General features: G+C 74.3%; 21 protein-coding genes. 4 read left to right on the plus strand and 17 right to left on the minus strand.

Features of this window, described 5'->3' with window-relative positions:
* Positions 1-55: 55 nt before the first annotated feature.
* The 16 genes from H9623_RS12785 to H9623_RS12860 all read right to left on the minus strand — a co-directional run bounded on the left by H9623_RS12785 (position 56) and on the right by H9623_RS12860 (position 16,431).
* Entirely contained in the window at positions 56-481 is a 426-nt protein-coding gene (locus H9623_RS12785; RefSeq protein ID WP_193720423.1) for a hypothetical protein, read from the minus strand.
* A gap of 122 nt (positions 482-603) precedes the next feature.
* Entirely contained in the window at positions 604-1,701 is a 1,098-nt protein-coding gene (locus H9623_RS12790) for an LLM class flavin-dependent oxidoreductase (protein WP_193720424.1), read from the minus strand.
* A 53-nt stretch (positions 1,702-1,754) separates the two neighbouring features.
* Positions 1,755-2,870, minus strand: a complete 1,116-nt coding sequence (locus H9623_RS12795; protein ID WP_193720425.1) for an LLM class flavin-dependent oxidoreductase — start codon at positions 2,868-2,870, stop codon at positions 1,755-1,757.
* 77 nt (positions 2,871-2,947) lie between these two features.
* A complete protein-coding gene (locus H9623_RS12800; RefSeq protein WP_193720426.1) occupies positions 2,948-3,655 on the minus strand; it encodes a GNAT family N-acetyltransferase in 708 nt (235 codons plus the stop codon).
* The gene (locus H9623_RS12805; RefSeq protein WP_193720427.1) at positions 3,652-4,041 is read right to left on the minus strand and encodes a rhodanese-like domain-containing protein; all 390 of its coding nucleotides are present in this window, start codon (positions 4,039-4,041) and stop codon (positions 3,652-3,654) included. The genes H9623_RS12800 and H9623_RS12805 overlap by 4 nt, the downstream gene beginning before the upstream one ends.
* Before the next feature lie 58 nt (positions 4,042-4,099).
* Positions 4,100-5,389 carry an LLM class flavin-dependent oxidoreductase gene (locus H9623_RS12810; protein ID WP_193720428.1) on the minus strand — a complete coding sequence of 430 codons (1,290 nt, stop codon included), beginning with the start codon at positions 5,387-5,389 and terminating at the stop codon, positions 4,100-4,102.
* On the minus strand, positions 5,386-6,273 hold the full coding sequence (locus tag H9623_RS12815; protein WP_193720429.1) for an NADPH-dependent oxidoreductase: 888 nt from the start codon (positions 6,271-6,273) through the stop codon (positions 5,386-5,388). The genes H9623_RS12810 and H9623_RS12815 overlap by 4 nt, the downstream gene beginning before the upstream one ends.
* A 70-nt stretch (positions 6,274-6,343) precedes the next feature.
* The gene (locus H9623_RS12820; protein ID WP_193720430.1) at positions 6,344-7,528 is read right to left on the minus strand and encodes an FAD-dependent oxidoreductase; all 1,185 of its coding nucleotides are present in this window, start codon (positions 7,526-7,528) and stop codon (positions 6,344-6,346) included.
* Positions 7,529-7,610: 82 nt separating this feature from the next.
* Positions 7,611-8,672, minus strand: a complete 1,062-nt coding sequence (locus tag H9623_RS12825; RefSeq protein WP_193720431.1) for an ABC transporter substrate-binding protein — start codon at positions 8,670-8,672, stop codon at positions 7,611-7,613.
* 73 nt (positions 8,673-8,745) lie between these two features.
* A complete protein-coding gene (locus H9623_RS12830; protein WP_193720432.1) occupies positions 8,746-9,597 on the minus strand; it encodes an amino acid ABC transporter ATP-binding protein in 852 nt (283 codons plus the stop codon).
* Positions 9,594-10,748: an amino acid ABC transporter permease gene (locus H9623_RS12835; protein WP_193720433.1), complete on the minus strand. Its 1,155-nt coding sequence runs from the start codon at positions 10,746-10,748 to the stop codon at positions 9,594-9,596. The genes H9623_RS12830 and H9623_RS12835 overlap by 4 nt, the downstream gene beginning before the upstream one ends.
* Positions 10,749-10,820: 72 nt before the next feature.
* A complete protein-coding gene (locus tag H9623_RS12840) occupies positions 10,821-11,432 on the minus strand; it encodes a GNAT family N-acetyltransferase (protein ID WP_193720434.1) in 612 nt (203 codons plus the stop codon).
* Entirely contained in the window at positions 11,429-12,382 is a 954-nt protein-coding gene (locus H9623_RS12845) for a DUF1684 domain-containing protein (protein WP_193720435.1), read from the minus strand. Before H9623_RS12845 ends, H9623_RS12840 begins: the two co-directional genes overlap by 4 nt.
* A 44-nt stretch (positions 12,383-12,426) precedes the next feature.
* A complete protein-coding gene (locus tag H9623_RS12850) occupies positions 12,427-13,836 on the minus strand; it encodes an NtaA/DmoA family FMN-dependent monooxygenase (RefSeq protein WP_193720436.1) in 1,410 nt (469 codons plus the stop codon).
* 12 nt (positions 13,837-13,848) lie between these two features.
* Positions 13,849-15,129: an LLM class flavin-dependent oxidoreductase gene (locus tag H9623_RS12855; RefSeq protein WP_193720437.1), complete on the minus strand. Its 1,281-nt coding sequence runs from the start codon at positions 15,127-15,129 to the stop codon at positions 13,849-13,851.
* Between the two features lie 525 nt (positions 15,130-15,654).
* Complete coding sequence (locus H9623_RS12860; RefSeq protein ID WP_193720438.1) at positions 15,655-16,431, minus strand: 3-hydroxyacyl-CoA dehydrogenase; 777 nt, start codon at positions 16,429-16,431, stop codon at positions 15,655-15,657.
* Positions 16,432-16,539: 108 nt separating this feature from the next.
* On the opposite strand from H9623_RS12860, the gene H9623_RS12865 reads away from it, so the two are divergent.
* A complete protein-coding gene (locus H9623_RS12865; RefSeq protein ID WP_193720439.1) occupies positions 16,540-18,138 on the plus strand; it encodes an ATP-dependent DNA ligase in 1,599 nt (532 codons plus the stop codon).
* Positions 18,139-18,180: 42 nt separating this feature from the next.
* Here the strand turns inward: H9623_RS12865 and H9623_RS12870 are convergent, their stop codons facing one another.
* A complete protein-coding gene (locus H9623_RS12870; protein WP_193720440.1) occupies positions 18,181-19,110 on the minus strand; it encodes a hypothetical protein in 930 nt (309 codons plus the stop codon).
* A 574-nt stretch (positions 19,111-19,684) separates the two neighbouring features.
* Here H9623_RS12870 and H9623_RS12875 point away from each other — a divergent pair.
* The 3 genes from H9623_RS12875 to H9623_RS12885 are packed head-to-tail and all read left to right on the plus strand — an operon-like array spanning position 19,685 to position 22,591.
* Entirely contained in the window at positions 19,685-20,785 is a 1,101-nt protein-coding gene (locus tag H9623_RS12875) for an ABC transporter substrate-binding protein (protein ID WP_193720441.1), read from the plus strand.
* Between the two features lie 14 nt (positions 20,786-20,799).
* A complete protein-coding gene (locus H9623_RS12880) occupies positions 20,800-21,672 on the plus strand; it encodes an ABC transporter ATP-binding protein (protein ID WP_193720462.1) in 873 nt (290 codons plus the stop codon).
* A complete protein-coding gene (locus tag H9623_RS12885; protein WP_193720442.1) occupies positions 21,665-22,591 on the plus strand; it encodes an ABC transporter permease in 927 nt (308 codons plus the stop codon). The genes H9623_RS12880 and H9623_RS12885 overlap by 8 nt, the downstream gene beginning before the upstream one ends.
* The last annotated feature ends 57 nt before the right edge of the window (positions 22,592-22,648 follow it).

A 22,648-nucleotide genomic window follows, 5' to 3' on the forward strand; every position in this document is an offset into this window, starting at 1 on the left:
GGCCCGACGGCGGTGCGCGCCGCCGTCGGGCCCCTCGCCCTTCGCCGTGCGCGGGCTACCAGGTCCAGCCGCGCGCGCTGAGCTCGAGCTCCTCCCGCAGCCGCTCGTCCTCGTCGCTGCGCAGGCCCGCACGCAGGGGGTCGGCGGCGACGTCGAGCCCGCTCAGCCGGCAGGCCTCGCGCAGCAGGGCGTCGTACGCGCCCTGCGCGGCCAGGTAGTGGTGGGCGCGGGCGTAGACGTCGGGGTCGCGCTCGACCGCGCGCAGCTCGTCGGCGAGGCGGCCGAGGCGGACCTGGACGGCGAGGGTGACGAGGGGGTCGGGTGCCCGACGGCGGCGCTCATGCCGGGTGGGCCTGCGCGGCGCCCGGGGTGGGGCGCTCGCGCGGAGGCCGCCCGAGGCCTGGTCGAGGCGCACCGCGCACCACGCGACGGTGGCGACGACCGCCGCACCCACCACGCCGGAGACCACGAGGAGCCACATCGCCGGACCCTTCCTCGGTACCTGTCGGGGCCCGTCGACGGCCCGCCGATACCCTTCCAGCCTAGGTCGCGCGAGGGGGACCCGCCAGGGTCCGGCCCGGCCCGCCCGGCGCGAGGCGTGCCCTACCGCGCCGTGAACCCCTTGGCCCGGCGCGCGTCCGCCGGGCCCCAGAGGTCGGTCTCGACCTCGGCCCGGACGAGCGGCACGACCTCCTCCGCGAACCGGCGCAGCACGTCGTCCTGCCGGGCGGGCTCCAGGAGGTGGTTGATCGAGACCGACTGCAGGTCGTGCCCGTAGCTCTGGTGGTAGTCGAGGATCTTCTCGGCGACCCGCTCGGGCGAGCCCACGAGGGCCGGGCCGCGCTCGACGGCCTCCTCGATGGTCCGGAAGCTCGTGACCTTGCCGACCGCGGCCGGGTCGTGCTTCCGCAGGTCCGCGCGCGCGACCGCGCCCTCGTAGATGGGCCGGAACTCCTCGATCGCCTGCTCGGTCGTGTCCGCGAGGAACAGCCCGCCCGAGCCGGACCCGACGAACCCGTACGCCGGGTCGTGCCCCGCTGCCGCGTACCGCTCGCGGTAGCGGTCGATCAGCACCTGGTAGCTCTCGCGCGGCTGGAACGCGTTGGCGCTCACGATCGGGTCACCCCACCGCGCGGCGAGCTCGACCGCGAAGTGCGAGGTCGCCGAGCCGTGCCAGATCCGGAACGCGCCGTCGTACGGGCGCGGCAGGGTCGTGGCGCCCTGCAGGTCGGGGCGGTGGCGGCCCTCCCAGTCGACCTCCTCACCGCTCAGGAGCAGGCGGAGCAGCTCGTAGTTCTCCTCGAGGTACTCGTACTGCCTGGCGAGGTCGAGGCCCAGCAGCGGGTACTGGAGCGCCTCGTTGCCCTTGCCGATCACCATCTCGAACCGGCCCCGGCTGAGCTGGTCGATCGTCGCGTAGTCCTCGGCGACCCGGACGGGGTCCAGCAGGGACAGCACCGTGACGCCCGTGCTCAGCAGGATGCGCGAGGTGCGCGCGGCGACCGCACCGAGGATCACGGTGGGCGACGAGGACAGCACGTCGCCCGCGTGCCGCTCGCCGACCGCGAACGCGTCGAGCCCGAGCTCCTCGGCCAGGACCGCGGTCTCGACGACGCGCTCGAGCCGGTCGGCCGCGGGGACGGCCTCGCCCGTGACGGGGTGGGGCGGGTTGAAGACGATGTCGAGGACCTGGAAACGCACGGATGCTCCTTGGTGGGAGTGGGAGTGGGGGTGGGGGGACCGGGAGGGGAGGCTCAGGCCGCCTGCGCCGACGCGTCCTCGGCGTCGCGCCTGGCGACCTCCTCGCGCACGATCGGGATGACGTGTCGGCCGAAGTCGGTCGCGTCGTCGAGCAGGTCGTAGCCGCGCGCCGAGATGATGCGGACCCCCAGGTCGTAGTACGCGAGCAGCGCCTGCGCGACCGTCTCCGGCGTCCCGACGAGAGCGTTCGAGTTCCCCGCTCCCCCGGTGGCCCTGGCCGTCGCGGTCCACAGGGCCGTGTCGAAGCGGTCGCCCTGGGCCGCGATCTCCAGGAGGCGCTGCGAACCGGCGTTCTCGGGCTTGTCGATCGGGTGGCGCCTGCTCAGCACGCCGCCCGCCGCGGCCTTGCGGGCCTCGATCCGGTCGAGGATGCGGTGCGCCTTCTCCCAGGCCAGCTCCTCCGTGGCCCCGATGATCGGCCGGAACGCCGCGTGGATGCGCGGCGGCGTGGAGCGGCCGGCCGCGGCCGCCTCGGTGCGGACGCGCAGGATCTGCTCGGCCGTCCGGTCGAGCGGCTCGCCCCACACCGCGTAGATGTCGGCCTCGGCAGCGCCGACCCTGAACGCCGCGTCCGAGGACCCGCCGAACGAGATGGTGGGCGTGCGCCCCTCGAAGGGCTTGGTGTCGAGCAGGAAGTCGTCGAGGTCGTAGAAGCTCCCGTGGTGGTCGAACGGCTCGGTGCTCGACCAGGCCTTCTTGACGACCTGGATGTACTCCTGGGTGCGGGCGTAGCGCTCGTCCTTGGTCAGGGTGTCCCCTTCGCGCCGCTGCTCGTGGTCGTTGCCGCCCGTGATGAAGTGGACGGACAGCCGCCCCTCGGAGAGCTGGTCGAGCGTCGCGAAGGACTTGGCCGCGAACGTCGGGTAGGAGACGTTGGGGCGGTGCGCCAGGAGCAGCTCGACCGAGTCGAGGCGGGCCGCGGTCCAGGCCGCGAGCGCCGACGGCTCGGGTCCGCTCGACCCGTAGGCGAACAGGACGCGGGTCCAGCCGTTGTCCTCGTGGGCGCGCACGATGCGCTCGAGGTACTTCTTGTCGAACGGCGCGGTCGTGCGGTCGGTGGTCTCGGAGGCGTCGCTCGTGGTGGCGATGCCGAGGAACTCGACGGGCATGGTCTTCTCCGGTTCGGGTGAGGTGGGGTCTTCGGTAGGCGCGGGCGGGCGACGACGGGACGGTGGCGGACGAGCGGTCAGGGGGACGACGGGCCGGGCGGGGCGGCGCCGGCGAGGTCCAGGCCGTACGCGTGCAGCCGCCCGCCGCCCTCGCCCTCGATCACGCGGGTCTCGCGCTCGGGCAGCCGCTGGAACCCGAGCGCCTCGTAGAGCCGGTGCGCGCGGACCATCTGGGGCCCCGAGCTCATGACGACCCGCTGCGCGCCCTGGGCACGGGCCACGTCGAGGACGTGGAGGGTGAGCGTCGTCCCGATCCCCCGACCGCGCGCCGCGGGCGCGACGCCGAGCAGCCGGAAGTCCAGCTCCCCGTCGAGCGCCAGGGGCGAGATGTGCCGACCGGGGAGCGGGGTCGCGACGGTGCCGAGCACCTCGCCGGTCCCGTCGTCGACCGCGACCCACACGTCGTGCTCGGCTGCACGGCTCGCGACGTCGCGCAGCACCGTCCGGTACGACTCCGAGATCGAGTACTCGTGCCCGTACGCCGCCTCGAGCAGGTCGGCGACGGCCTCGTGCTCGGCGGGCGTCACGAGCCGCACGGTCACGGCGGCGTCGGGCGCGGCCCGTCCCACCCCCGGGGGACCACCTGCGCGGCCCTCTCGGCGGGCCGCCTCGACCAGGTGGGCCACGCCGTCGGCCACCGCGCGCACGCGCCCGGCCCGGTGCGAGGCCTCCTGCGGGTCGGTCGGGTCGCCCGTGCCCCGGCGGGACGTGGTGGGCGCGCTCATGCGCGCTGCCGGACGGGCTCGTGCGGGCCCGACGACGCCGCTCCCGTTCCCGGCTCGGCCGGCAGTCCCGCGTCGCGCCAGGCGGGGAAGCCGCCCGCGACGTGCGAGACGTCCGTGTAGCCGCGCGCTGCGAGGGCCTCGGCGACCGGGCCCGAGCCGCGCTCGGAGCCGCAGACCACGACGATCGGGGTGTCGAGCGAGACCGCGGGGGCGGAGGCGGCGCCGAAGATCGCGTCGAGGTCCTCACGGTCGGTGACCGTGGCGCCGGGGATGGCGCCGGCGGTCGCGCGGCCTGCCTCGCTGCGGACGTCGACGAGGAATGCTCCGGCCGCGACGCGGGTGCCCGCGTCGGTCGCCGGGGTGAGGAGGGGCTGGTGCTGGGTCATGTCGTGCTCCTGGGTCGGGTGGGGCGGAGGGTGCTGCCGAGGTGGAGGTCCGGAGCCCTCACCTCGCGAGGGCTGGTTCGCGGGCGGGGGCGACGCCGGGCGCGACCGCGTCCACCGCGTCCACGGCGAGGCCCCAGTGCCGCGCGAGCAGCTCGAACGAGCGCGCCCGGTCGGCGGGGTCGTGGGCGGCGGTCGTGACGACGATCTCGTCGGCGGCGGTCACGCGCGCCAGGGTCTCGAGGCGCTCGACCACGGTCTCGGGCGACCCGACGAACCGCGTGTCGACGCGGTCATGGACGGCCGCACGGTCGGCGTCGGTCAGGTCCTCCCACGCGGGCGTCGTGCCGGGCGCGGGGTACGCGATCGCGCCGCCCGTCCCGCGGCGGATCGACAGGACCCAGGCCGTGAACGGGTCGCCGATCCGGCGGGCCTCGGCGTCGGTGTCCGCGACCAGTACGTCGGCCGAGACGACGACGTAGGGCCGGTCGAGCACGCCCTTGCGGAACGCCGCACGGTAGGCCGCGATCGTGTCGAGCGTCGCGGACGGGCCCACGTGGTAGTTCGCCGCGAGCGGCAGTCCCAGCTCGCCCGCGACGCGGGCGCTGACCCCACCGCTCGACGCGAGCACGAACAGGTCGAACGCCGCTCCCTCGACGGGCGGGCTCGTCCACGGGGTGCCCGCGGCGTCGGCGAAGGTCCCTGCACGCAGGCCCAGGACCAGCTCGAGCTCGGCGCGGAACTCGGCGGGGGTCCGGTGCGCTCCGACGACCTCCTTCTGCGCCAGGAGCCGCTCACGCAGCGCGGAGTCCGTGAACGCGACCCCGGGGGCCGCGGGGACCAGGAGGCCGTCGACGACCCTGGCGCCGGCAGGTCGAGCGGGCGCGGACGGAGCGGGCTCGCCGGCCGTGGGCTCCGGCGTGCCCGACGGCGGATCGCCCTGTGCGGTCGCACCTGCCCTCGCGGGGGGCGGCGTGAACGCGCGGCCCAGGCCCAGGTCGACACGCCCAGGGTGCAGGGCCGCGAGGGTCCCGAACTGCTCGGCCGCGACGAGCGGGCTCGTCGTGCTCAGCAGCACGGCCCCAGACCCCACGCGGATGCGCGACGTCCGCTCGGCGACGAGGGCCGCGAGGACCGCGGGCGACGCCGAGGCGACGCCCGGCGACAGGTGGTGCTCGGCGAACCAGATGCGGCGGTAGCCGAGCTCGTCGGCGCGGACCGCGGTGTCGAGGGAGTCCCGCAGGGCCCGGGCGCCGGTCGAGCCCTCGCTCACGACCGCGAGGTCGAGGATCGAGAGCGGCACCCGGGGCTGGGCACGGGAGGGGGTGGTCGGCTGGTCGGTGGTGGTCATGGTGCGGTCCTCCGGTGGGTGGGGGCGCTGGTCAGACGGTCAGCGGGACGGCACAGGCCGCGGGCCGCGAGCGCCGAGTGCAGGTGGGCGTGGCCGCGCTGGGTGCCGGGGACCGCGAGCCGGTCGACCACGCGGCGCCGCCAGCTCTCCGACAGTCCCTCGTCGCGGTAGAACGGCGCGATGACGTCCTCGTAGGCGTCGACGTGCGGGGCCTGGGCGTCGAGGTCGTAGGTCTCGCGGTGCAGCACCGCACCCTGGGGCAGTCGTGGCTTGACCCGTTCGCCACCCGCCGGGTCCGGGTGCCCGACGACGAGGCCCACGACCGCGACCGTCCCCGGGGGCAGGCCGAGCTCGGCCGCGACCTCCTCGGGGTGGTGCCGCAGCGCACCGATGTACACGGTCCCGAGCCCCAAGGACTCGGCGGCCACGACCGCGTTCTGTGCGGCGAGGGCCGCGTCGACGAACGCCACGACGGTCGAGTCCAGGTGGTCGGTGCCCGCCAACGGGGTGCCGTGCGCGGCGCCGATCGCGCGGGCACGCGCCAGGTCCGCGACCCACACGAGCAGGAGCGGCGCCTGCCGGACGTGGTCCTGACCGCCCGCGAGCGCCGCGAGCCGGTCCTTGCGGTCCGGGTCGGTCACCGCGACGACGCTCCAGAACTGCATGTTGGACGACGTCGGGGCGGACTGGGCGGCCGCGACGAGCGTCGGGAGCACCGCGTCGTCGAGCGGGTCGGGGAGGTAGGAGCGGACCGTGCGGTGCCGCAGGATCCCGTCGATCGCCTCGGTGAGCGGTGCCAGGTCGACCGGTCGGTCGTCGAGGGCGCCGGGGCCGTAGCGGTCGGCGAGCGGCGAGGCGGTGGGGAGCGTGGACGTGGACGACATGAGGGCCTTTCGACGGGTCGGTGCCGGCCGGGGGTGGCCCCCGGTCGGCGTGACGTGGCGGGAGGACGGGTCAGCCGGGGACCGGCGCGAGAGGACCGTGCGCGAAGCGGCCCAGGGAGAACAGGCGGTCCGCGGCCAGGGGCGACCGGTCCGGGTCCTCGCGGGCCAGCTCCGCCAGGACCCGCCCGATCGACGGCGCGAACTTGAACCCGTGCCCCGAGAACCCGGCGGCGACCACGACGCGGCCCACGCGGTCGAGCACGAAGTCGTGGTCCGGGGTCGTGGTGTACGTGCAGGAGACCGGCACGAGCCGGTCGGCGTCGGCGCCCGGCACCCAGGTCCGCACGTAGTCCTGGAGCAGGGCGAGCTGCCCGGGCTCGGGCCGGAACGTCCGCCGGTCCGGGTGCGTGCGGGGGCCGACGCCGTGGAAGCCGACCTTGATCCCCTCGCCCGGGGTCGCGAGCCCGTAGACCCCGCTGGGCCACGGGTGCGGCTCGGCGGGCGCGTGCGTGAAGGCCGGCCACGTGTCCTCGGCCGGTGCGCCCGGTGCGAGCGCGAAGTGGGCGGGCTGCTCCTGGGTGACGACGAGGGCCGGGAGGGGCGCGGCGCCGTCGGGCTCGGAGAACGCCTCGCCCAGCAGGCCCGCGCTCCACGCCCCCACGGCGACCACGACCGTGTCCGCGACCAGGTCGTGCCGGTCGGTGACGACCCGGACCGAGCCCGCACCCGGGTGGACGTGACGGACGTGCACGCCGTGGCGGACGTCGGCGCCGTGCGAGCGCGCCGCGGACTGGAAGGCCGCGACCGCGCGGTCGGCGTGGACGCGCCCCGCCGTCGCGGTCTCGTGGAGCACGTCGCCCTCGAAGCGCAGGCCGGGCCAGCGCTCGCCCGCCTCGTGCGGGCTCAACCACTCGTGCGGGACGCCCCGCGCGACGAACGCGTCACCGATCTCGGTGCGGCGCGGGAAGCCGTGGCTCACGCCGCCCGTCAGGGTCAGGACGGCGCCCGTGGCCAGCCCCGCGTCGCGCTCGAGCTCGCGCCACAGGCCGAACGCCTCCTGCGCGAGATCGAGGTACGCGGGCTGGGGGTACGTGGTCCGGTAGATGCGCGACGCCCCGTGCGAGGCGCCGTGCGCGTGGCCGGGCTCGAAGCGCTCGAGCAGGACGACGTCGTGCCCCGCGCGCGCGAGCTGCCACGCCGTGGCCGAGCCCATGACGCCTCCACCGACGACGACGTGCGACACGTGCTCGGTCATCTGGCTGCCTCTCGATCAGTAGGTCGGGTGCCGCCGGCCCGCGGGTCCCAGGAGGAGCCCCGCGGGCCGGGCGGCCGTCCGGTCAGGGCTTGGGCAGCCCGGGCGGGTTGGTCTCCGAGGTCGGGATCGCCTCGTCCTCCAGGCCCCAGTGCTCGAGGAGCTCGGCGTAGCTGCCGTCCTCGATCGCGTGGTTGATCGCCGCCGTCACGGCCGGGGCGAGGTCGCTGCCCTTGAGGGTCGCGACCGCGATCTGCGCCGTCGCGGGCCAGCCGCCGTTGAGCGTGCCGACCACCTTGTACTGGTCGGGGGCCGTCGCGGCGCTGTACGCGAGGCTCGCGTTCGGCCCGACGTACACGTCGAGCCGGCCCGACGCGACCGCGAGCAGCGCGTCCTTGTAGTCCTCGTAGTACTCGGGCTCACCACCCTTGACGGGCTCGAGCCCCGCGGCGACGTTCTCCTCGTTCCACGCGAGCAGGATCTTCTCCTGGTTCGTGCCCGACCCGACGCCCACCGTGAGGCCCGCGATGTCCTTGGCCTCCTTGATCGCGGGCACCTTGTCGTTCGACGCGCCCGAGAGCCAGCCGAGCTGGTCGTTGCGGTAGGACGAGAAGTCGTACAGCTCCTTGCGCTCCTCGGTCACGGTCACGTTCGAGATCACCGCGTCGACGTCCCCGGACTGCAGCGCGAGGGGCCAGTCGGCCCACGCCTTGACCTCGAGCTCGAGGTCGAGGCCCAGGGCGTCGGCGACGAGGACCGCGATGTTGGGCTCGTTGCCGATGGGCGTCTTGTCGTCGTCCGCGAGGAACCCCAGGGGCGGCAGCCCGCCCGCGGTCGTCGAGACCTTGAGGACGCCCGCGGCCTTGACGTCCTCGGGGAGGAGCGCGATCGCCTCGGGCGACTCGGTCGTGCGGACGAACTCCTGGTCGGGCGAGGTGTCGATCACGAGCCCGGCCACCTCGGCGGCCTTCTCGTTGTCGGCCGTGCCGGGCTCGGCGTCGGCGCTCGTCGCGCACGCCGCGAGCAGCGCGAGGAGGGGCAGTGCCGCGACGGCGGCGACCGCGCGGTGGGACGGACGGGCGGCGCGGCGGCGGGCGCGGGGAGCGCCGGGGACGCGTGCGGGCGCGCCGGTGGTGTGCAGGGACATCGTGGTCTCTTTCGTGGTGGGTGGACGTGCGGTGCGGTGGGTGACGCGGGACGGGCAGGACTCGTGCCGGGCGTCACAGGACCTTGTCGAGGAACGCCTTGGTCCGGTCGTGGCGGGGGGCGTCGAGGACCTGCGTGGGCGGTCCCTGCTCGACGACGCGCCCGGCGTCCATGAACACGACCGTGTCGGCGACCTCGCGGGCGAAGCCGATCTCGTGCGTGACGACGAGCATGGTCGTGCCGCCGTGCGCGAGGTCCTTGATGACGTCGAGCACCTCGCCCACGAGCTCGGGGTCCAGGGCCGACGTGGGTTCGTCGAACAGCAGGACGCGGGGTCGGGTCGCGAGCGCCCGGGCGATCGCCACGCGCTGCTGCTGCCCGCCGGAGAGCTGGCGCGGACGGGCGTCGACCTTGTCGGCCAGGCCGACCCTGGCCAGGAGCTCGCGCGCCTCGGCCTCGACCTCGGCGCGGGGCCGCCCCTGCGCCGAGACGGGCGCCTCGACGACGTTCTCGAGGGCCGTGAGGTGCGGGAAGAGGTTGAATCCCTGGAACACGAACCCGATCCGGGTCCGCTGGACGAGGATGTCCTTCTCCTTGAGCTCGCGCAGCGTGTCGCCCCAGCGGGAGTACCCGATGAGGTCGCCGTCGACCGCGACGAACCCGCGGTCCACCTTCTCCAGGTGGTTGATGACGCGCAGCAGCGTCGACTTCCCCGAGCCGGACGGGCCGAGGATCACGGTCACCTCGCCCGGGCGGACCACGAGGTCGATGCCCGCGAGCACCTCGAGCGTGCCGTAGGACTTGTGGACCCCGCGGACCTCGACGAGGCCGGCGGCGGGGGCGTCGGGTGCTGCTGTCCCGGGCGCGGCGGCCGTCCCGGGTGCGGTGGCGGTCCCCGGGGTCGGGCGCGTGGTCGTGGCGGTCATGCGACACCTCCGACGTGGCGGTCGTTCGTACCGGTGCGCAGCAGGTGCCCACGCCCGACGGCGGCGCGCGCCGCGTAGGCCGGCGGCAGGTGGGCGGGCACGGGACGTCCCGTGATCCGCGACCACGCGACCTGGAGCGTCCACCGGACCCGCTGGACGGGCGTGGGCGGGAGCGTGCGCACCGCACCCTTGGCGTAGTGCCGTTCGACGTAGTACTGCGCGATCGTCAGGACCGTCGTGATGACCAGGTACCAGATCGCCGCGACCATGAGCAGCGGGACGACGCGCTGGTTGCGGCCGTAGATCACGCCGATCGTGTAGAACAGCTCGCCGTACGCGAGGACGTACACGACCGAGGTGCCCTTGACGAGGCCGATGATCTCGTTGACGGACGTCGGCACGATGGTCCGCATGGCCTGCGGCAGGACGATGCGCAGCGTCTGGCGCGAGCGCGGGATGCCCAGGGAGGCCGCGGCCTCGTGCTGGCCCTGGTCGACCGAGAGGATCCCGGCACGCACGATCTCCGAGGAGTACGCGGCCTGCGACAGGCCCAGGCCCAGGATCGCGGCGCCGAACTTGTCGATCACGTCGAGCGTCCCGAACTCGAGGAAGCCGGGGCCGAACGGGACGCCCAGCGAGAGCGTCGGGTAGAGGTAGGCCAGGTTGTACCAGAGCAGGAGCTGGAGGATGAGGGGCACCGAGCGGAACACCCACGTGTAGGCCGAGGACACGGCCTGGAGCAGCGGCGACCGGGACAGGCGCATGAGCGCGAGGATCGTCCCGAGCCCGAACCCGATGATCGCGGCGACCGCCGTGAGCCGGATGGTTCCCCACAGTCCGTTGAGCACGGACGGCCAGGTCAGGTACTGCGCGACGATCGTCCACTCCCACTTGGGGTTGGTCACGAGCGAGCTCACGACCATCGCGAGCAGGACGGCGACGCCGGCGGTCGCGATCCAGCGGCCCGGGAGGCGAGCGGGGACGACCTTGAGGTCCTCCCAGCGCGTGGCGTCGGTGGCGGTCGTGGTGGAGTCGGTCGGGGCGGTGGCGCTCGCCGGGGCGAGCGTCGCGACACCGGGTGGGTCGGGCAGGTTTCCGGGGGGCGGGGCGAGCTGGCGTGACTCGTCCTGGGGCAGGGACAGGGTGCTCATGGCAAACCTCGGGGCGGGTGAGAAGGGACGGACGGGCCGACGTGCCGTGTCAGAGCGAGCGTGACCTCGAGGTCACGCTGGTTCTGACACGTCCGGACAGAGCCACTTCTCGAACGCCAGGGGCCCGATCTCCTCGGGGTCGCGCGTCACGTCGAACAACGGGGTGTAGCCCGCGCTGAGGTACAGGCCTGCGGCCTCGGGCTGGCGGGGACCGGTCGTCAGGTACACCCGCGGGTAGCCCCGCTCGCTCGCGCGCTGCTCGAGCTCGGCGAGGACGCGCCGCGCGAGGCCGCGCCGCCGGTGGGCCGAGTGGGTCCAGATCCGCTTGAGCTCGGCGGTCGCGACGACGGGGGTGCCGTCGTCCGCGTGCGTGGCACCCCGGGCGTGGGGTCCGGTGCGGGGCAGCGTCCGGCGGGCGACGTCCCCGGCCTCGGGTTCCGCCCGACGACGGAACGCACCGCCCGCGACCGGCTCACCGTCCACGAGGAGCAGGACGAGGTCGCCGTGCGGGGCCGCGAAGTCGGTGGCCGGGTAGTGCTCCATCTCGGCGCGCAGGTCCTCCTCGTCGAGGAGGGTGCGGTAGCGCGTGGCGTACTCGTGGGCCAGCTCGTCGAGGAGCGGGCGCACCAACGGGTCGTGCAGGTGCACCGAGCGGATCGTGACCGCCGTCGTGGGCGCGCTCATCGTGGCACCTTCTCCCCCGCCTCGACCGAGAACGGCAGGACGTTGCCCTCGACCGGGCGCGGGCACGTGCCGAACTCGGTGAAGGCGTAGGGCAGGTTGAGGGTGCGGTTCAGGTCGAGCCGCAGCGTCCCGCCGACGTCCGGACCGGCCACGTCGTCGTCGGGCGCCTCGGCGCCGGGGACCGCGGTCCCCGCCGCGGCGCGGTCCACGAACAGGACGCGCCAGTCCGCGATCCCGGGTGCCGGGTCGGTGAACAGCAGGCTCGCGCCGCCGGAGGTGCCCGTGAGCCGCAGCGTGGTGGTCAGCCCGTCGCGGACCACGTCGACCTCCCCCACGACCTGGACACGATGCTCCAGACCGGGCTGCGCCCCACCCACGACCTCGTCGACCGGCTCGTCGTACCAGCGGACCGGGACGTCCAGCACCCACGACGGGTCGTACGCGAACGTCGGCACCCCCTCGAACGCGACCCGGGTGCGGGCCCGCGGGTCACGCACGCGCAGCCCGTACCGACCGGTGCGCCGCACGAGCTCGACCGCGACCGACGAGGCCGGGTCGGCGCCGTCGGGCACGAAGGTCGCGACGAACGCCGACGCTCCCTCCGCGACGTCCTGGACGTGCGTGCCGCGCAACGCGTCCTGACCGCCGGACGGGACGATCCCGTCGGCCGCCGCAGCACGCAGGTGCACCCCGTCGGCGTCCGACCACCACTCGCCGGGCAGGCCCGGGAACGAGGTCGGGGAACCCGGGACCCAGTGCAGCGACGTGAGCGTGAGCCACCCGTGCTGCTCGCGCAGGGTCCGCTCGCGCTCGGCGTGCCACGCGGACCACGCGGCCACGGCGGCGCCCGCCGGTGCGCCGGCCGTCTCGGTCGGGGCCGCCGTCGGGGCCGACGCGGCGTGACGGCCGCGCGTGGTGGCGCCGGCCGGGGACGTGGTGCTCGTCGTCATGATGCTCCTTCGGGGACGGTGGTCGGGCGGTGTCGGGGTGGGCGTCAGGGGTGCGCCGCTGCGGCGTCGGCGGAGGTCGGTGCGGCCGCGCCCGCCCCCGCCGCGGGGCGTGCGAGCCCCAGGTGGTCGCGCAGCGTCGTGCCGGTGTACTCGGTGCGGAACGCACCGCGCTCCTGGAGGAGCGGCACGACCTGGTCGAGCACGTCGTCCAGGCCCGTGGGCGTCAGGTGCGGCACGAGGATGAAGCCGTCCGACGCGTCCTCCTGCACGTGCCGGTCGATGTCGTCGGCGACCTGCTGGGCCGTGCCCACGAACCCGCCCCGACCCGACACCTCGATCACGAGGTCGCGGATCGACCAGCCGTGGGCGGCGGCCTGCTCACGCCAGGCGCGGACCACCGGGGCGGGGTCCTTGACGTGCCGGACACGGCCGCGCGTGATGCTCAGGTGCTCGAGGTCGGGCTCGACGTCGGGCAGCGGCCCCTCGGGGTCGTAGGCCGTGAGGTCACGGCCCCAGACCTGCTCGAGGAACGCGATGGCCGTGCGCCCCGGCACCTGCTGGAGGCGGATCTCGCGTGCCCGCTCGGCGGCCTCCTCGGCGGTGTCGCCCAGGACCACGACCGTGGCCGGGAGGATCTTGAGCGAGTCGCGCTCGCGGCCGTGGGCCGCGAGGCGGGACTTCACGTCGGCGTAGAACGCCTGGCCGTCCTCGAACGCGGAGTGCGCCGAGAAGACGACGTCGGCCGTCGCGGCCGCGAAGTCCCGCCCGTCGGCCGAGTCGCCGGCCTGGAACAGGACCGGGTGCCCCTGGGGCCCGCGCGGGGTCTCGAAGCGGCCCGACACGTCGAAGTGCTTGCCGTGGTGCGCGAACGGGCGCACGAGCCCGTCCTCTGGGCCTACCGCGTCGTCGTCCCACGCGTCCCAGAGCTGCCGGGCCAGGGCCACGAGCTCGCCCGCGCGCTCGTACCGCTCCTCGTAGGGCAGGAACCCGCCGCGGCGGAAGTTCGCGCCCGTGAAGGCGTCGGGGCTCGTGACGAGGTTCCAGGCCGCGCGGCCGCCCGACAGGATGTCGAGGGTCGCGAACTGGCGCGCCAGCTCGTACGGCTCGTTGAAGGTCGTGCTGACCGTGCCCGCGAGGCCCAGCCGTTCGGTCACCGCGGCGAGCGCGGCCAGCACCGGGAGCGTGTCGGGACGGCCCACGACGTCGAGGTCGTGGATCTGCCCCTTGTGCTCGCGCAGCCGCAGGCCCTCGGCCAGGAAGAAGAAGTCGAGCTTCGCCGCCTCGGCCCGGCGGGCGAGGTGCTCGAACGAGCTGAAGTCGATCTGGCTGCGCGAGGCGGGGTCGCTCCAGACGGTCGTGTTGTTGACGCCCGGGAAGTGGACGCCCAGGTGGATCTGCTTGCGCGGCCGACCGTCACGCTGACGGGTCGACGACGAGGGGGCGGGGTGCGTCATGGTGGCGGGTCCTCAGGCGATCGCGGCGGCGTAGCGGTTGACGGGGCGCGCGAGCCCCAGGGTGTCCCGCAGGGTCGTGCCCGGGTAGGTCGACCGGAAGACGCCCGCCTCCTGGAGCAGGGGCACGACGCCGTCGACGAGGGCGTCGAGGTCCGTGCGGAGCGAGGACGGACGGATCGTGAACCCGTCGGCGGCCCCCGTGTCGAACCACTCCTCGACGACCTCGGCGAGGTCGCGGGCCGTGCCCACGTGCGTGAGGGACTCGGTGTCCCACGTGATGCCCTCGAGCCCTTCGAGCAGGTCGAGCCGTGCCTGCGCGCTCGCCCGGTCCTGCCCGATCACGGCGTACAGGTCCACGAGGACGCGCAGCCCGTCGGGGTCGCGGCCGGCCTGGGCCGCCTCGGTGCGCACCCGGTCGCGCAGCACCCGGGCGGCGTCGAGGGTCGTGGCCCGCACCCGCACGACGTCGGCGCGACGCCCCGCGAGGGCCAGTGCCTCGGCGGAGCCGGCGCGCACGACGACCGGGGGCTGGGCCTGGGGCGAGCGCGGGGTGATCGACGGGCCCTTGACCGCGAACCGGACCCCGTCGTAGTCGACGTGGTGGACCTTGTCGCGGTCGATGAACCGCCCCGAGGCGACGTCGCGGATCTCGGCGTCGTCCTCCCACGAGTCCCACAGGCGGCTCACGACCTCGATGGACTCCTCGGCCTCGGCGACCGCGTCCGCGGTGCCCTGCGCCTCCTTGCGCCCGAACAGCGCGGCGGCCGCCTCGGACGTCGACCAGCCGACCTGCCACGCGGCCCGCCCCGCGCTCACGTGGTCGATCGTCGCGATCGCCTTGGAGACGTGGAACGGCTCGGTGTGCGTCGTGTCGACCGTCGCCACCAGACCGATGCCCGACGAGCGCGGGGCCAGTCGCGCGGCCACCAGGGCCGCGTCGAGCCTGCCCCGCAGGGTCGTGTTGCGCGTGGGCTGCAACGAGAAGGTGTCGTCGAACAGCGCGAAGTCGAGCACGCCGCGCTCCGCCGTCGCGACGAGCTCCTGGAGCCGGTGCGCGTCGAACTCGCGCGGCGACTGCGACCCGACCGCGCGCCAGACGCCCGCCCGGGCTCCGGCGTCGGACAGGTCGACGCCGAGGTGCACCGAACGGCGCGGGTGCTCGTCGAGCAGGTCGTCGCCGCCGGCGAGCGCGTCGAGGCCCTCCGCGGCGGGCTGCGACGAGGGCTGCTCGTCGGGCTGTGCGGTGGGCGGGGACGTGGGGGCGAACAGCGGGGTCAGGTTCGAGTCAGGCATGGGTGGTTCCACTCCGGAGGTCGAGGGTGGGGTCGCCGGGACGCGCCGCCGCAGGGTAGGGGGGCATCGCGACGGGTCGCGGGAGCACGGGGGTGCAGGGGTGGGCCGGCGCGTGCGGTGACCGGTGGCCGGGCAGCCCGAGGTGTCGGTCTGCCGCGGCGGCCGTGTCACGGGCGGGGCGGTCCAGGAGTGAGCCGGGGCGGCTCGGGAGGCGTCAGGAGGAGCGCAGGCTCAGCAACAGACGCGGCCCGGGACGACGGGGCGCCCGGACGGACAACACGCTCGACGCGCGGTGCCGGACGACGGGTCCAGGAGGGCGAGCGAACGGCTGGTGTCCATGGGCCCTCCTCCGGTCGTCCGAGCTGCGGTGCGGCGGACGGGGCGTCTGCCGCTGGCCCGGAATGTATGCCCGGGCACGGGGGGCGTCAACAGGTCACCCCGACCGTCCCGCATTCTGGACCGAATCAGTAGAGATTGGGACGGGAGCTGGTCGAGACGGGCACCGAGGTCGCTGAGAGCGAAGGGCTAGCGCGGCGCCATCCGGATGCCGCCGTCGAGGCGGATCACCTCGCCGTTGAGCATGGGGTTCTCGACGATCGTGCGGACCAGGCGGGCGAACTCCTCCGGGCGGCCGAGCCGGCGGGGGTGCGGCACCTGGGCCGCGAGCGACTCCTGGGCACCGGACGGCAACGACGCCATCATGGGCGTGCTGAAGATGCCGGGCGCGATGGTCATGACACGGATGCGCAGGTCCGCGAGGTCGCGCGCGAGCGGCAGCGTCATGGCCGCGACCCCACCCTTCGACGCCGCGTACGCCGCCTGGCCCACCTGACCGTCGAACGCCGCGACCGACGCGGTGTTGACGATGACCCCGCGCTCCTCGGGGACGTCTCCGTCCGCGGGACCGCCCGGCGTGACCATGCGTTCGGCCGCGAGCCGCGCGACGTTGAACGTCCCGACGAGGTTCACGGTCACGACCTGCTGGAACGACGCGAGGTCGTGCACCCCGTTCCTGCCGAGCACGCGCCGCGCGAGCACGATCCCCGCGCAGCTCACCGCGACGTGCAGCCCGCCCAGGTCGGTGGCGGCATCGAGGGCCCTGGACACGTCGTCCTCGCTCGTGACGTCGGTCGGCACGAACCGCACCGCATCCCCCAGGGAGTCCGCGAGCGCCTGGCCGGGCGAACCCGCCAGGTCCGCGACCACGACCCGCGCCCCGGCGCCGACCAGCTCCTCGACGGTCGCCCGCCCCAGGCCCGAGGCCCCTCCGGTCACCAGCGCGACCTTGCCCGCGATCTCCACGTCCCACTCCTTCGTCGACGGTCGTGGGCAGCGTAGCGCCGGGGCTGCCGCAGCGCCCGGTCGCGTGGCTGCCCGTGCGGGCCGGGGACCGCGGCGCGAGGATGAGGCATGCTGCTCGCCGAGGTCGCCGCCACGTCCGACGCCGTCGCCGCGACCCGCTCGCGCCTCGCCAAGCGCGCGGCGCTGGCCGACCTGCTGCGTCGTGCCGCGACGGAGGACGGGGAGGCGGGCGACGACGTCGAGATCGTCGTGTCCTACCTCGCGGGCGAGCTGCGGCAGCGGCGCACGGGGCTCGGGTGGGCGTCGTTGCGCTCGCTCCCGCCGCCTGCCGCGTCCGCGACGCTCACGGTCCGGGCGGTCGACGCGACCTTCGAGGAGATGGCCGCGCTCTCCGGCCCGGGCTCGGACACGGCGCGGTCCGCCGCGGCCAGGGCGCTGTTCGCGGCGGCGACCGAGCGCGAGCAGTCGTTCCTGCGCGGCCTGGTCGCGGGCGACCTGCGGCAGGGGGCGCTCGACGCCCTGGTCGTGGACGCGGTCGCCGAGGCGGCGGGGGTCCCGGTCGACGCGGTGCGCCGCGCGGTCATGCTGCGCGGGGCATCGGGTCCGGTCGCGCGCGCAGCGCTCGAAGCCCCCGGCCCGACGGCGGCGCTCACCGCCCTGGCCGGGTTCGGGCTCGAGGTGGGTCGCCCCGTGCGCCCCATGCTCGCGCAGTCGGCCCCCGACGTGGCGGCGGCGTTCGACAAGCTCGGTGTGCCGCCCGGTGCGGACGACCCGGGACATCGCGTGTCGGTCGACGTGAAGCTCGACGGGATCCGCATCCAGGTCCACCGTGACGGCGACGACGTGCGCGTGTTCACGCGCTCGCTCGACGACATCACCGCGCGCGTCCCCGAGATCGTGGCGGACGCCCGCTCCCTGGCCTCGGACCGGTTCGTGCTGGACGGGGAGGCCCTCGTCGTCGGGCCGGACGGGGTGGCCAGGCCGTTCCAGGAGACAGCCGCCCGCTCAGCCACGCGCGACGCGCCCGGCGCGAGCGGCGAGGCGAGAGAGGCCGCTCTCGCGGGGGCGCTCGCGCTGCGCCCGTACTTCTTCGACGTGCTGCACGCCGAGGGCCGGGACCTCATCGACGCCCCGCTGCGCGAACGGCTCGCCGTGCTCGACCGCGTCGCGGACTCCTTCACGGTGCACCGCCTCACGACGTCCTCCCCCGGGGCCGCGCACGAGTACTTCGCCGAGGCGGTGCGCGAGGGGCAGGAGGGCGTGGTCGTGAAGTCGCTCGACGCGCCCTACGCGGCCGGGCGCCGCGGCGCCGGGTGGGTCAAGGTCAAGCCGCGGCACACGCTCGACCTCGTGGTGCTCGCGGTCGAGCGGGGGTCGGGCCGCCGGACGGGCCTGCTGTCCAACATCCACCTGGGCGCACGCGACCCCGAGGGCGGGTTCGTGATGCTCGGCAAGACGTTCAAGGGCATGACCGACGAGATGCTGCGCTGGCAGACCGAGCGCTTCCGCGAGCTCGAGGTCTCCGACGACGGCTGGACCGTGACCCTGCGGCCCGAGCAGGTCGTCGAGATCGCGTTCGACGGGCTCCAGCGCTCCACGCGCTACCCGGGCGGGCTCGCGCTGCGGTTCGCCCGCGTGCTGCGCTACCGCGACGACAAGACGGCTGACGAGGCGGACACGATCGAGGCGGTCCGGTCGCTCGCGTGATCGACCACGACGGAGCGTTCGACCGCGAACTCCCCTCTCGCGTCAGACCCCGGCTGCCGCGACCCGCTGCAGGATCGCGAGCTCTGCCGGCGGGAACCCGATCGACGGTTGCGCGAGGGTCCCCGCGACGTGTCGGGTGAGCAGGTCCACGCGGGCGTCGAACTCCTCGAGCCTCGCATCCTCCGTGCTGACCAAGGTCGTCAGGAAGACGCCCTCGTCGTCGATGACCAGGGAGGCGTCCTCCATCCCAGGTGCGATGAACGGTCCCCGGTCGCCGGTCATCTCCGCCTCGTCCAGATCGATCTCGACCTGGACGTACCTCAGGTGCTGTGGACGCTGCGCATCGAACCCGTCGCCTGCGACCACGTGCAGTGCGCGGAAGATGCGCCCCGCAGCCACCGACCCGGCGGTGTACCAACTTGTCGGGCCGTCCTCGTTCTCGCCCGTGCCCGCGTCGCACAGGGGGCTCGCGTCGAGGAAGAGCCACCCGACCTCGGGATCCCGCCAGTCCGGCGATCCGTCCTGCCTGCTGGGCCACTGCGCGCCGCGGCGCCGGTCGAGCTGACCGACCCGGATGCTGCGCGGGACGAAAGGTGAGCCCTTCCGCGCCACCGCCGCGGCGATCTGGCCCGCGAGCGACCCCGCTTCTAGGTTCGCCTCGGAGTACGGTTCGTGCACCGGGAGGGTGTCGTAGGACCTCAGGGCCGACGGGTCGGCGACCACTCGCGAGACTGCCTCCGGGCCAGCCACGATCACGGCGTCCAGGGTTCGCACGAAACGGCTCCGCGCGAAAGGGGCGTCTGTGCCGACGTAGCCCACGACGCGCGCATGCTGCTCGGTGTCCAACAGCGCGTACGCCTCGACCAGCTGCTTGTCGGCCTCGCGGAGCGCGGTGACGCCCATGGTGTCCGACGCCTGCTGCCAGTTCTCTGTGCTCGACGGCGTCACGCGCCCTCCGTAGGGAGCGAGCACCTGCCAGAGGGTCGTCCACCGCGTCGGGTCCGCGGAGGCCCTGCCGACAAGGCGTGCAAGGAAGGACACGTGAGGACTCCGTCGTTTGTCGGGAAGAGTCCGGCGAGCCTAGCGGTCCGCGGCGAGGCGACGACCACGACGCTCAGTCCGCGCTCGACGAGTGCGATGGCGTGGGGAGTCCGTTCACCCGGAGAAACCGGGCGAAACATCGTCTCGGAGACCGGATGGGGGCTTGTGCCGGGCCTGCGCGGGCCGACAGGATCACCGCCATGCGCTTCGACGTCAGGGCCCACGAGCACCCCGGGACACCGGTGCGCCTCGTGGTGCGCCGCGCCGTCGACCTGCGCCTCGTCGCGGGCTGTCTCTGTCGGTAGCCCTGCCCCGGCCCGGCCGCAGCTCGCGCTGACGGCCGGTTGATCCGCGCACCTCGCACCCTCACCATCCCGCTCACGCCGTACCGCCGCCGGAATCTCGCGCCCGCAGGCGGTCTCACGCACCGAGCGCCTCCCTTCCCTCCCTGCCGCCGGCGTACCCACGACCGGTCGGCCCCCGTACCCGAAGACCTGGAGCTCCCATGCCCCGCACCCTCAGACCCCATGCCCGCCGACTGGCTCGCACCGCACTGCGGGCCGCCGTGACCGTGGGCCTCGCCGCGGTGCTCGTGGCCTGCTCGGCCGCGAGCGCCGAGGAGGCCGTCGTCGGCGAGTCCGGCAAGGCCGTCCTGCGCTACGACGGCTCGGTCGGGCAGGTGACGTTCCCCGAGCTCGCGGCGGACCTCGGCTACTACGAGCGCGTCGAGCTCGAGTGGGTCGGCGACTCGACGGGCGGCCCGCAGAGCATCCAGGCCGCGGCGACGGGCTCGACCGACTTTGGTGGTGCGTTCAACGGGGCGATCGTCAAGCTCAAGGCGTCCGGCTCGCCCATCACGTCCGTCATCTCCTACTACGGCTCGGACGAGCTGTCCTACGGCGGCTTCTACACGGTCGAGGGCAGCCCCATCACCGAGCCCCGCGACCTCGTCGGGAAGTCGATCGGGGTCAACACGCTGGGTGCGCAGAGCGAGTTCCTCATCCGCGAGTGGCTCTCGCGCGGCGGGCTGACCGCGGAGGAGATCGACCAGGTCGAGCTCGTCGTCGTCCCGCCCGTCAACGCCGAGCAGGTGCTGCGCGAGGGGCAGGTCGACGTCGTGGGGCTCTCGCGCGTCTTCCAGGACAAGGCCCTGGAGCGCGGCGGGATCACGCAGCTCTTCAGCGAGACCTCGCTGTACGGGAACTTCTCCTACGGGACGTACATCTTCCGTGACGAGTACGTCGAGAAGAACCCCGAGGTCGTGGAGGACTTCGTGCAGGGCACGGCGCGCGCGATCCGGTGGGCGCAGGTCACCCCGGTCGAGGAGGTCCGCGCGCGGTACACGAAGATCATCGAGGGGCGTGGGCGCGGCGAGAACACAGACCTGGTGCCGTACTGGAAGTCGGCGAGCATCACGGCCCCGGGCGGCGTGATCGCCGAGGAGGAGATCGCGACGTGGATCGACTGGCTCGTCCGCGAGGGCGAGCTGGAGAAGGACCGGTTCTCCCCCGACGACATCTACACCAACGAGCACAACCCGTACGCGAACGGCACCTACGCGAAGGACGCGGGCCCCGACGGCGAGCCGGTCGAGGTCGCGCCGTGAGCGGGGCCGGCACCGTGGAGGCCGTCGCACCCGCTCCGGCGCCGTCGGACACGGTCCCCGGCACCGTCCCCAGGCTGCGCCTCGAGCACGTGCGCAAGGAGTTCATCGTGCGCGACGCGACGGCCGGCCGCGGGGCGCGCAAGCGGTTCACGGCCGTCGAGGACTTCACGCTCGACGTCCGAGCGGGCGAGTTCCTGACGGTCGTCGGCCCCTCGGGCTGCGGCAAGTCGACCCTGCTGGACCTGCTCGGCGGACTCACCGAGCCGACGTCGGGTCGCATCCTGCTCGACGGCGAGCCCGTCACGGGACCGGGCCTGGACCGGGGCGTCGTGTTCCAGCAGTACGCGCTGCTCCCCTGGCGCTCGGCCCGCGCGAACGTCGAGTTCGGGCTCGAGGCCAAGGGCGTCGCGCGGGCTGCTCGTGCCCGGGTCGCGGACGAGTACCTCGACCTCGTGGGACTCACTGCCTTCGCGGACCGGTACCCGCACGAGCTGTCGGGCGGCATGAAGCAACGGGTCGCGATCGCGCGCAGCCTCGCGTTCGACCCCGAGGTACTCCTCATGGACGAGCCCTTCGCGGCCCTCGACGCCCAGACGCGCGAGTCCCTCCAGGACGAGCTCCTGCGGATCTGGCGCGCGACGGGCAAGACGATCGTCTTCATCACGCACGGCATCGAGGAGTCGGTGTACCTCGGGCAGCGCGTCGCGGTCATGACGCCCCGCCCGGGGCGGTTGCAGACCGTGATCGACGTGGACCTCGCAGGGGCCGCAGACCCTGGCAGCGACGACGGCGAGCACGACGACGTCCGTTCGTCGGCGCGCTTCGGCCGGTACCGGCACGAGGTGTGGAGCGCGCTCCACTCACCGAAGGAGGACGCCCATGTCTAGCTCCACGGCCCCGCACGCCCCCGGGCGCGAGGTACGTCCTGTGACCACCACGCCCCCGACGCCGTCGGCCGTGGACACCGTCGCGTTCGCCGACCCGCCCACGCTCGGTCGCCGTCAGGTGCTCACGGCCGACGACCCGACACCATCGTTCGGCGCCCGCCTGCGCGGGGCCGGGGTCCGTGTCCTGCGCGCCTCGGCCGCGATCGTGCTCTTCCTGGTGATCTGGGAGGTGGCGCCTCGCGTCGGGCTCGTCGACCAGGTCTTCCTGCCGCCGCTCAGCGCGGTCCTCGAGTCGTTCTGGGGGCTGCTCGTGAGCGGCGAGCTGGGCAAGCACGTGGGGACGAGCCTGACCCGGGCCGGCACGGGCTTCACGATCGCGGTCCTGCTCGCGATCCCGCTGGGCATCGCGATCGGGTGGTGGGCGGGGGTCGCCCAGTTCCTCGGCCCGTTCCTCGAGCTGTTCCGCAACACCGCGGCCCTGGCCCTCCTGCCCGTCTTCATCCTGATCCTGGGGATCGGCGAGACGTCGAAGATCACGCTCGTCGTCTACGCGTGCTTCTTCCCGATCCTGCTCAACACGATCGCGGGGGTCCGGACGGTCGACCCGCTCCTCGTGAAGTCGGCCCGCTCCCTCGGGCTGCCTCCCGTGCGGCTGTTCCAGAAGGTCGTCCTGCCGGCCGCGGTCCCCACGATCTTCACGGGGATCCGCATGGCCGGGACGAGCTCGATCCTGGTGCTCATCGCCGCCGAGATGGTCGGGGCCAAGGCCGGCCTCGGGTACCTCATCACCTACGCGCAGTTCAACTTCCAGATCACGAACATGTACGCCGGGATCATCGCGATCTCGCTCGTCGGCGTCTCGATCAACGCCGTGCTCGTGAGCCTCGAACGGCACTTCTCGCGCTGGCGCACGACCTGACCCGCACGCCCACCCGGCGCAGGACCACCCGAGCACGACCACCCGCACCCACGACCA

The organism is Oerskovia douganii, from assembly GCF_015142735.1.
Classification (GTDB): domain Bacteria; phylum Actinomycetota; class Actinomycetes; order Actinomycetales; family Cellulomonadaceae; genus Oerskovia; species Oerskovia douganii.

Excerpts from the sequence above, each read along its gene's own strand:
- H9623_RS12835 (WP_193720433.1), bottom strand. The coding sequence starts at position 10,748 with ATGAGCACCCTGTCCCTGCCCCAGGACGAGTCACGCCAGCTCGCCCCG.
- H9623_RS12830 (WP_193720432.1), bottom strand. The coding sequence starts at position 9,597 with ATGACCGCCACGACCACGCGCCCGACCCCGGGGACCGCCACCGCACCC.
- H9623_RS12785 (WP_193720423.1), bottom strand. The coding sequence starts at position 481 with ATGTGGCTCCTCGTGGTCTCCGGCGTGGTGGGTGCGGCGGTCGTCGCC.
- H9623_RS12840 (WP_193720434.1), bottom strand. The coding sequence starts at position 11,432 with ATGAGCGCGCCCACGACGGCGGTCACGATCCGCTCGGTGCACCTGCAC.
- H9623_RS12875 (WP_193720441.1), top strand. The coding sequence starts at position 19,685 with ATGCCCCGCACCCTCAGACCCCATGCCCGCCGACTGGCTCGCACCGCA.
- H9623_RS12795 (WP_193720425.1), bottom strand. The coding sequence starts at position 2,870 with ATGCCCGTCGAGTTCCTCGGCATCGCCACCACGAGCGACGCCTCCGAG.
- H9623_RS12805 (WP_193720427.1), bottom strand. The coding sequence starts at position 4,041 with ATGACCCAGCACCAGCCCCTCCTCACCCCGGCGACCGACGCGGGCACC.
- H9623_RS12810 (WP_193720428.1), bottom strand. The coding sequence starts at position 5,389 with ATGACCACCACCGACCAGCCGACCACCCCCTCCCGTGCCCAGCCCCGG.
- H9623_RS12855 (WP_193720437.1), bottom strand. The coding sequence starts at position 15,129 with ATGCCTGACTCGAACCTGACCCCGCTGTTCGCCCCCACGTCCCCGCCC.
- H9623_RS12820 (WP_193720430.1), bottom strand. The coding sequence starts at position 7,528 with ATGACCGAGCACGTGTCGCACGTCGTCGTCGGTGGAGGCGTCATGGGC.
- H9623_RS12800 (WP_193720426.1), bottom strand. The coding sequence starts at position 3,655 with ATGAGCGCGCCCACCACGTCCCGCCGGGGCACGGGCGACCCGACCGAC.
- H9623_RS12865 (WP_193720439.1), top strand. The coding sequence starts at position 16,540 with ATGCTGCTCGCCGAGGTCGCCGCCACGTCCGACGCCGTCGCCGCGACC.
- H9623_RS12850 (WP_193720436.1), bottom strand. The coding sequence starts at position 13,836 with ATGACGCACCCCGCCCCCTCGTCGTCGACCCGTCAGCGTGACGGTCGG.
- H9623_RS12825 (WP_193720431.1), bottom strand. The coding sequence starts at position 8,672 with ATGTCCCTGCACACCACCGGCGCGCCCGCACGCGTCCCCGGCGCTCCC.
- H9623_RS12885 (WP_193720442.1), top strand. The coding sequence starts at position 21,665 with ATGTCTAGCTCCACGGCCCCGCACGCCCCCGGGCGCGAGGTACGTCCT.
- H9623_RS12845 (WP_193720435.1), bottom strand. The coding sequence starts at position 12,382 with ATGACGACGAGCACCACGTCCCCGGCCGGCGCCACCACGCGCGGCCGT.
- H9623_RS12815 (WP_193720429.1), bottom strand. The coding sequence starts at position 6,273 with ATGTCGTCCACGTCCACGCTCCCCACCGCCTCGCCGCTCGCCGACCGC.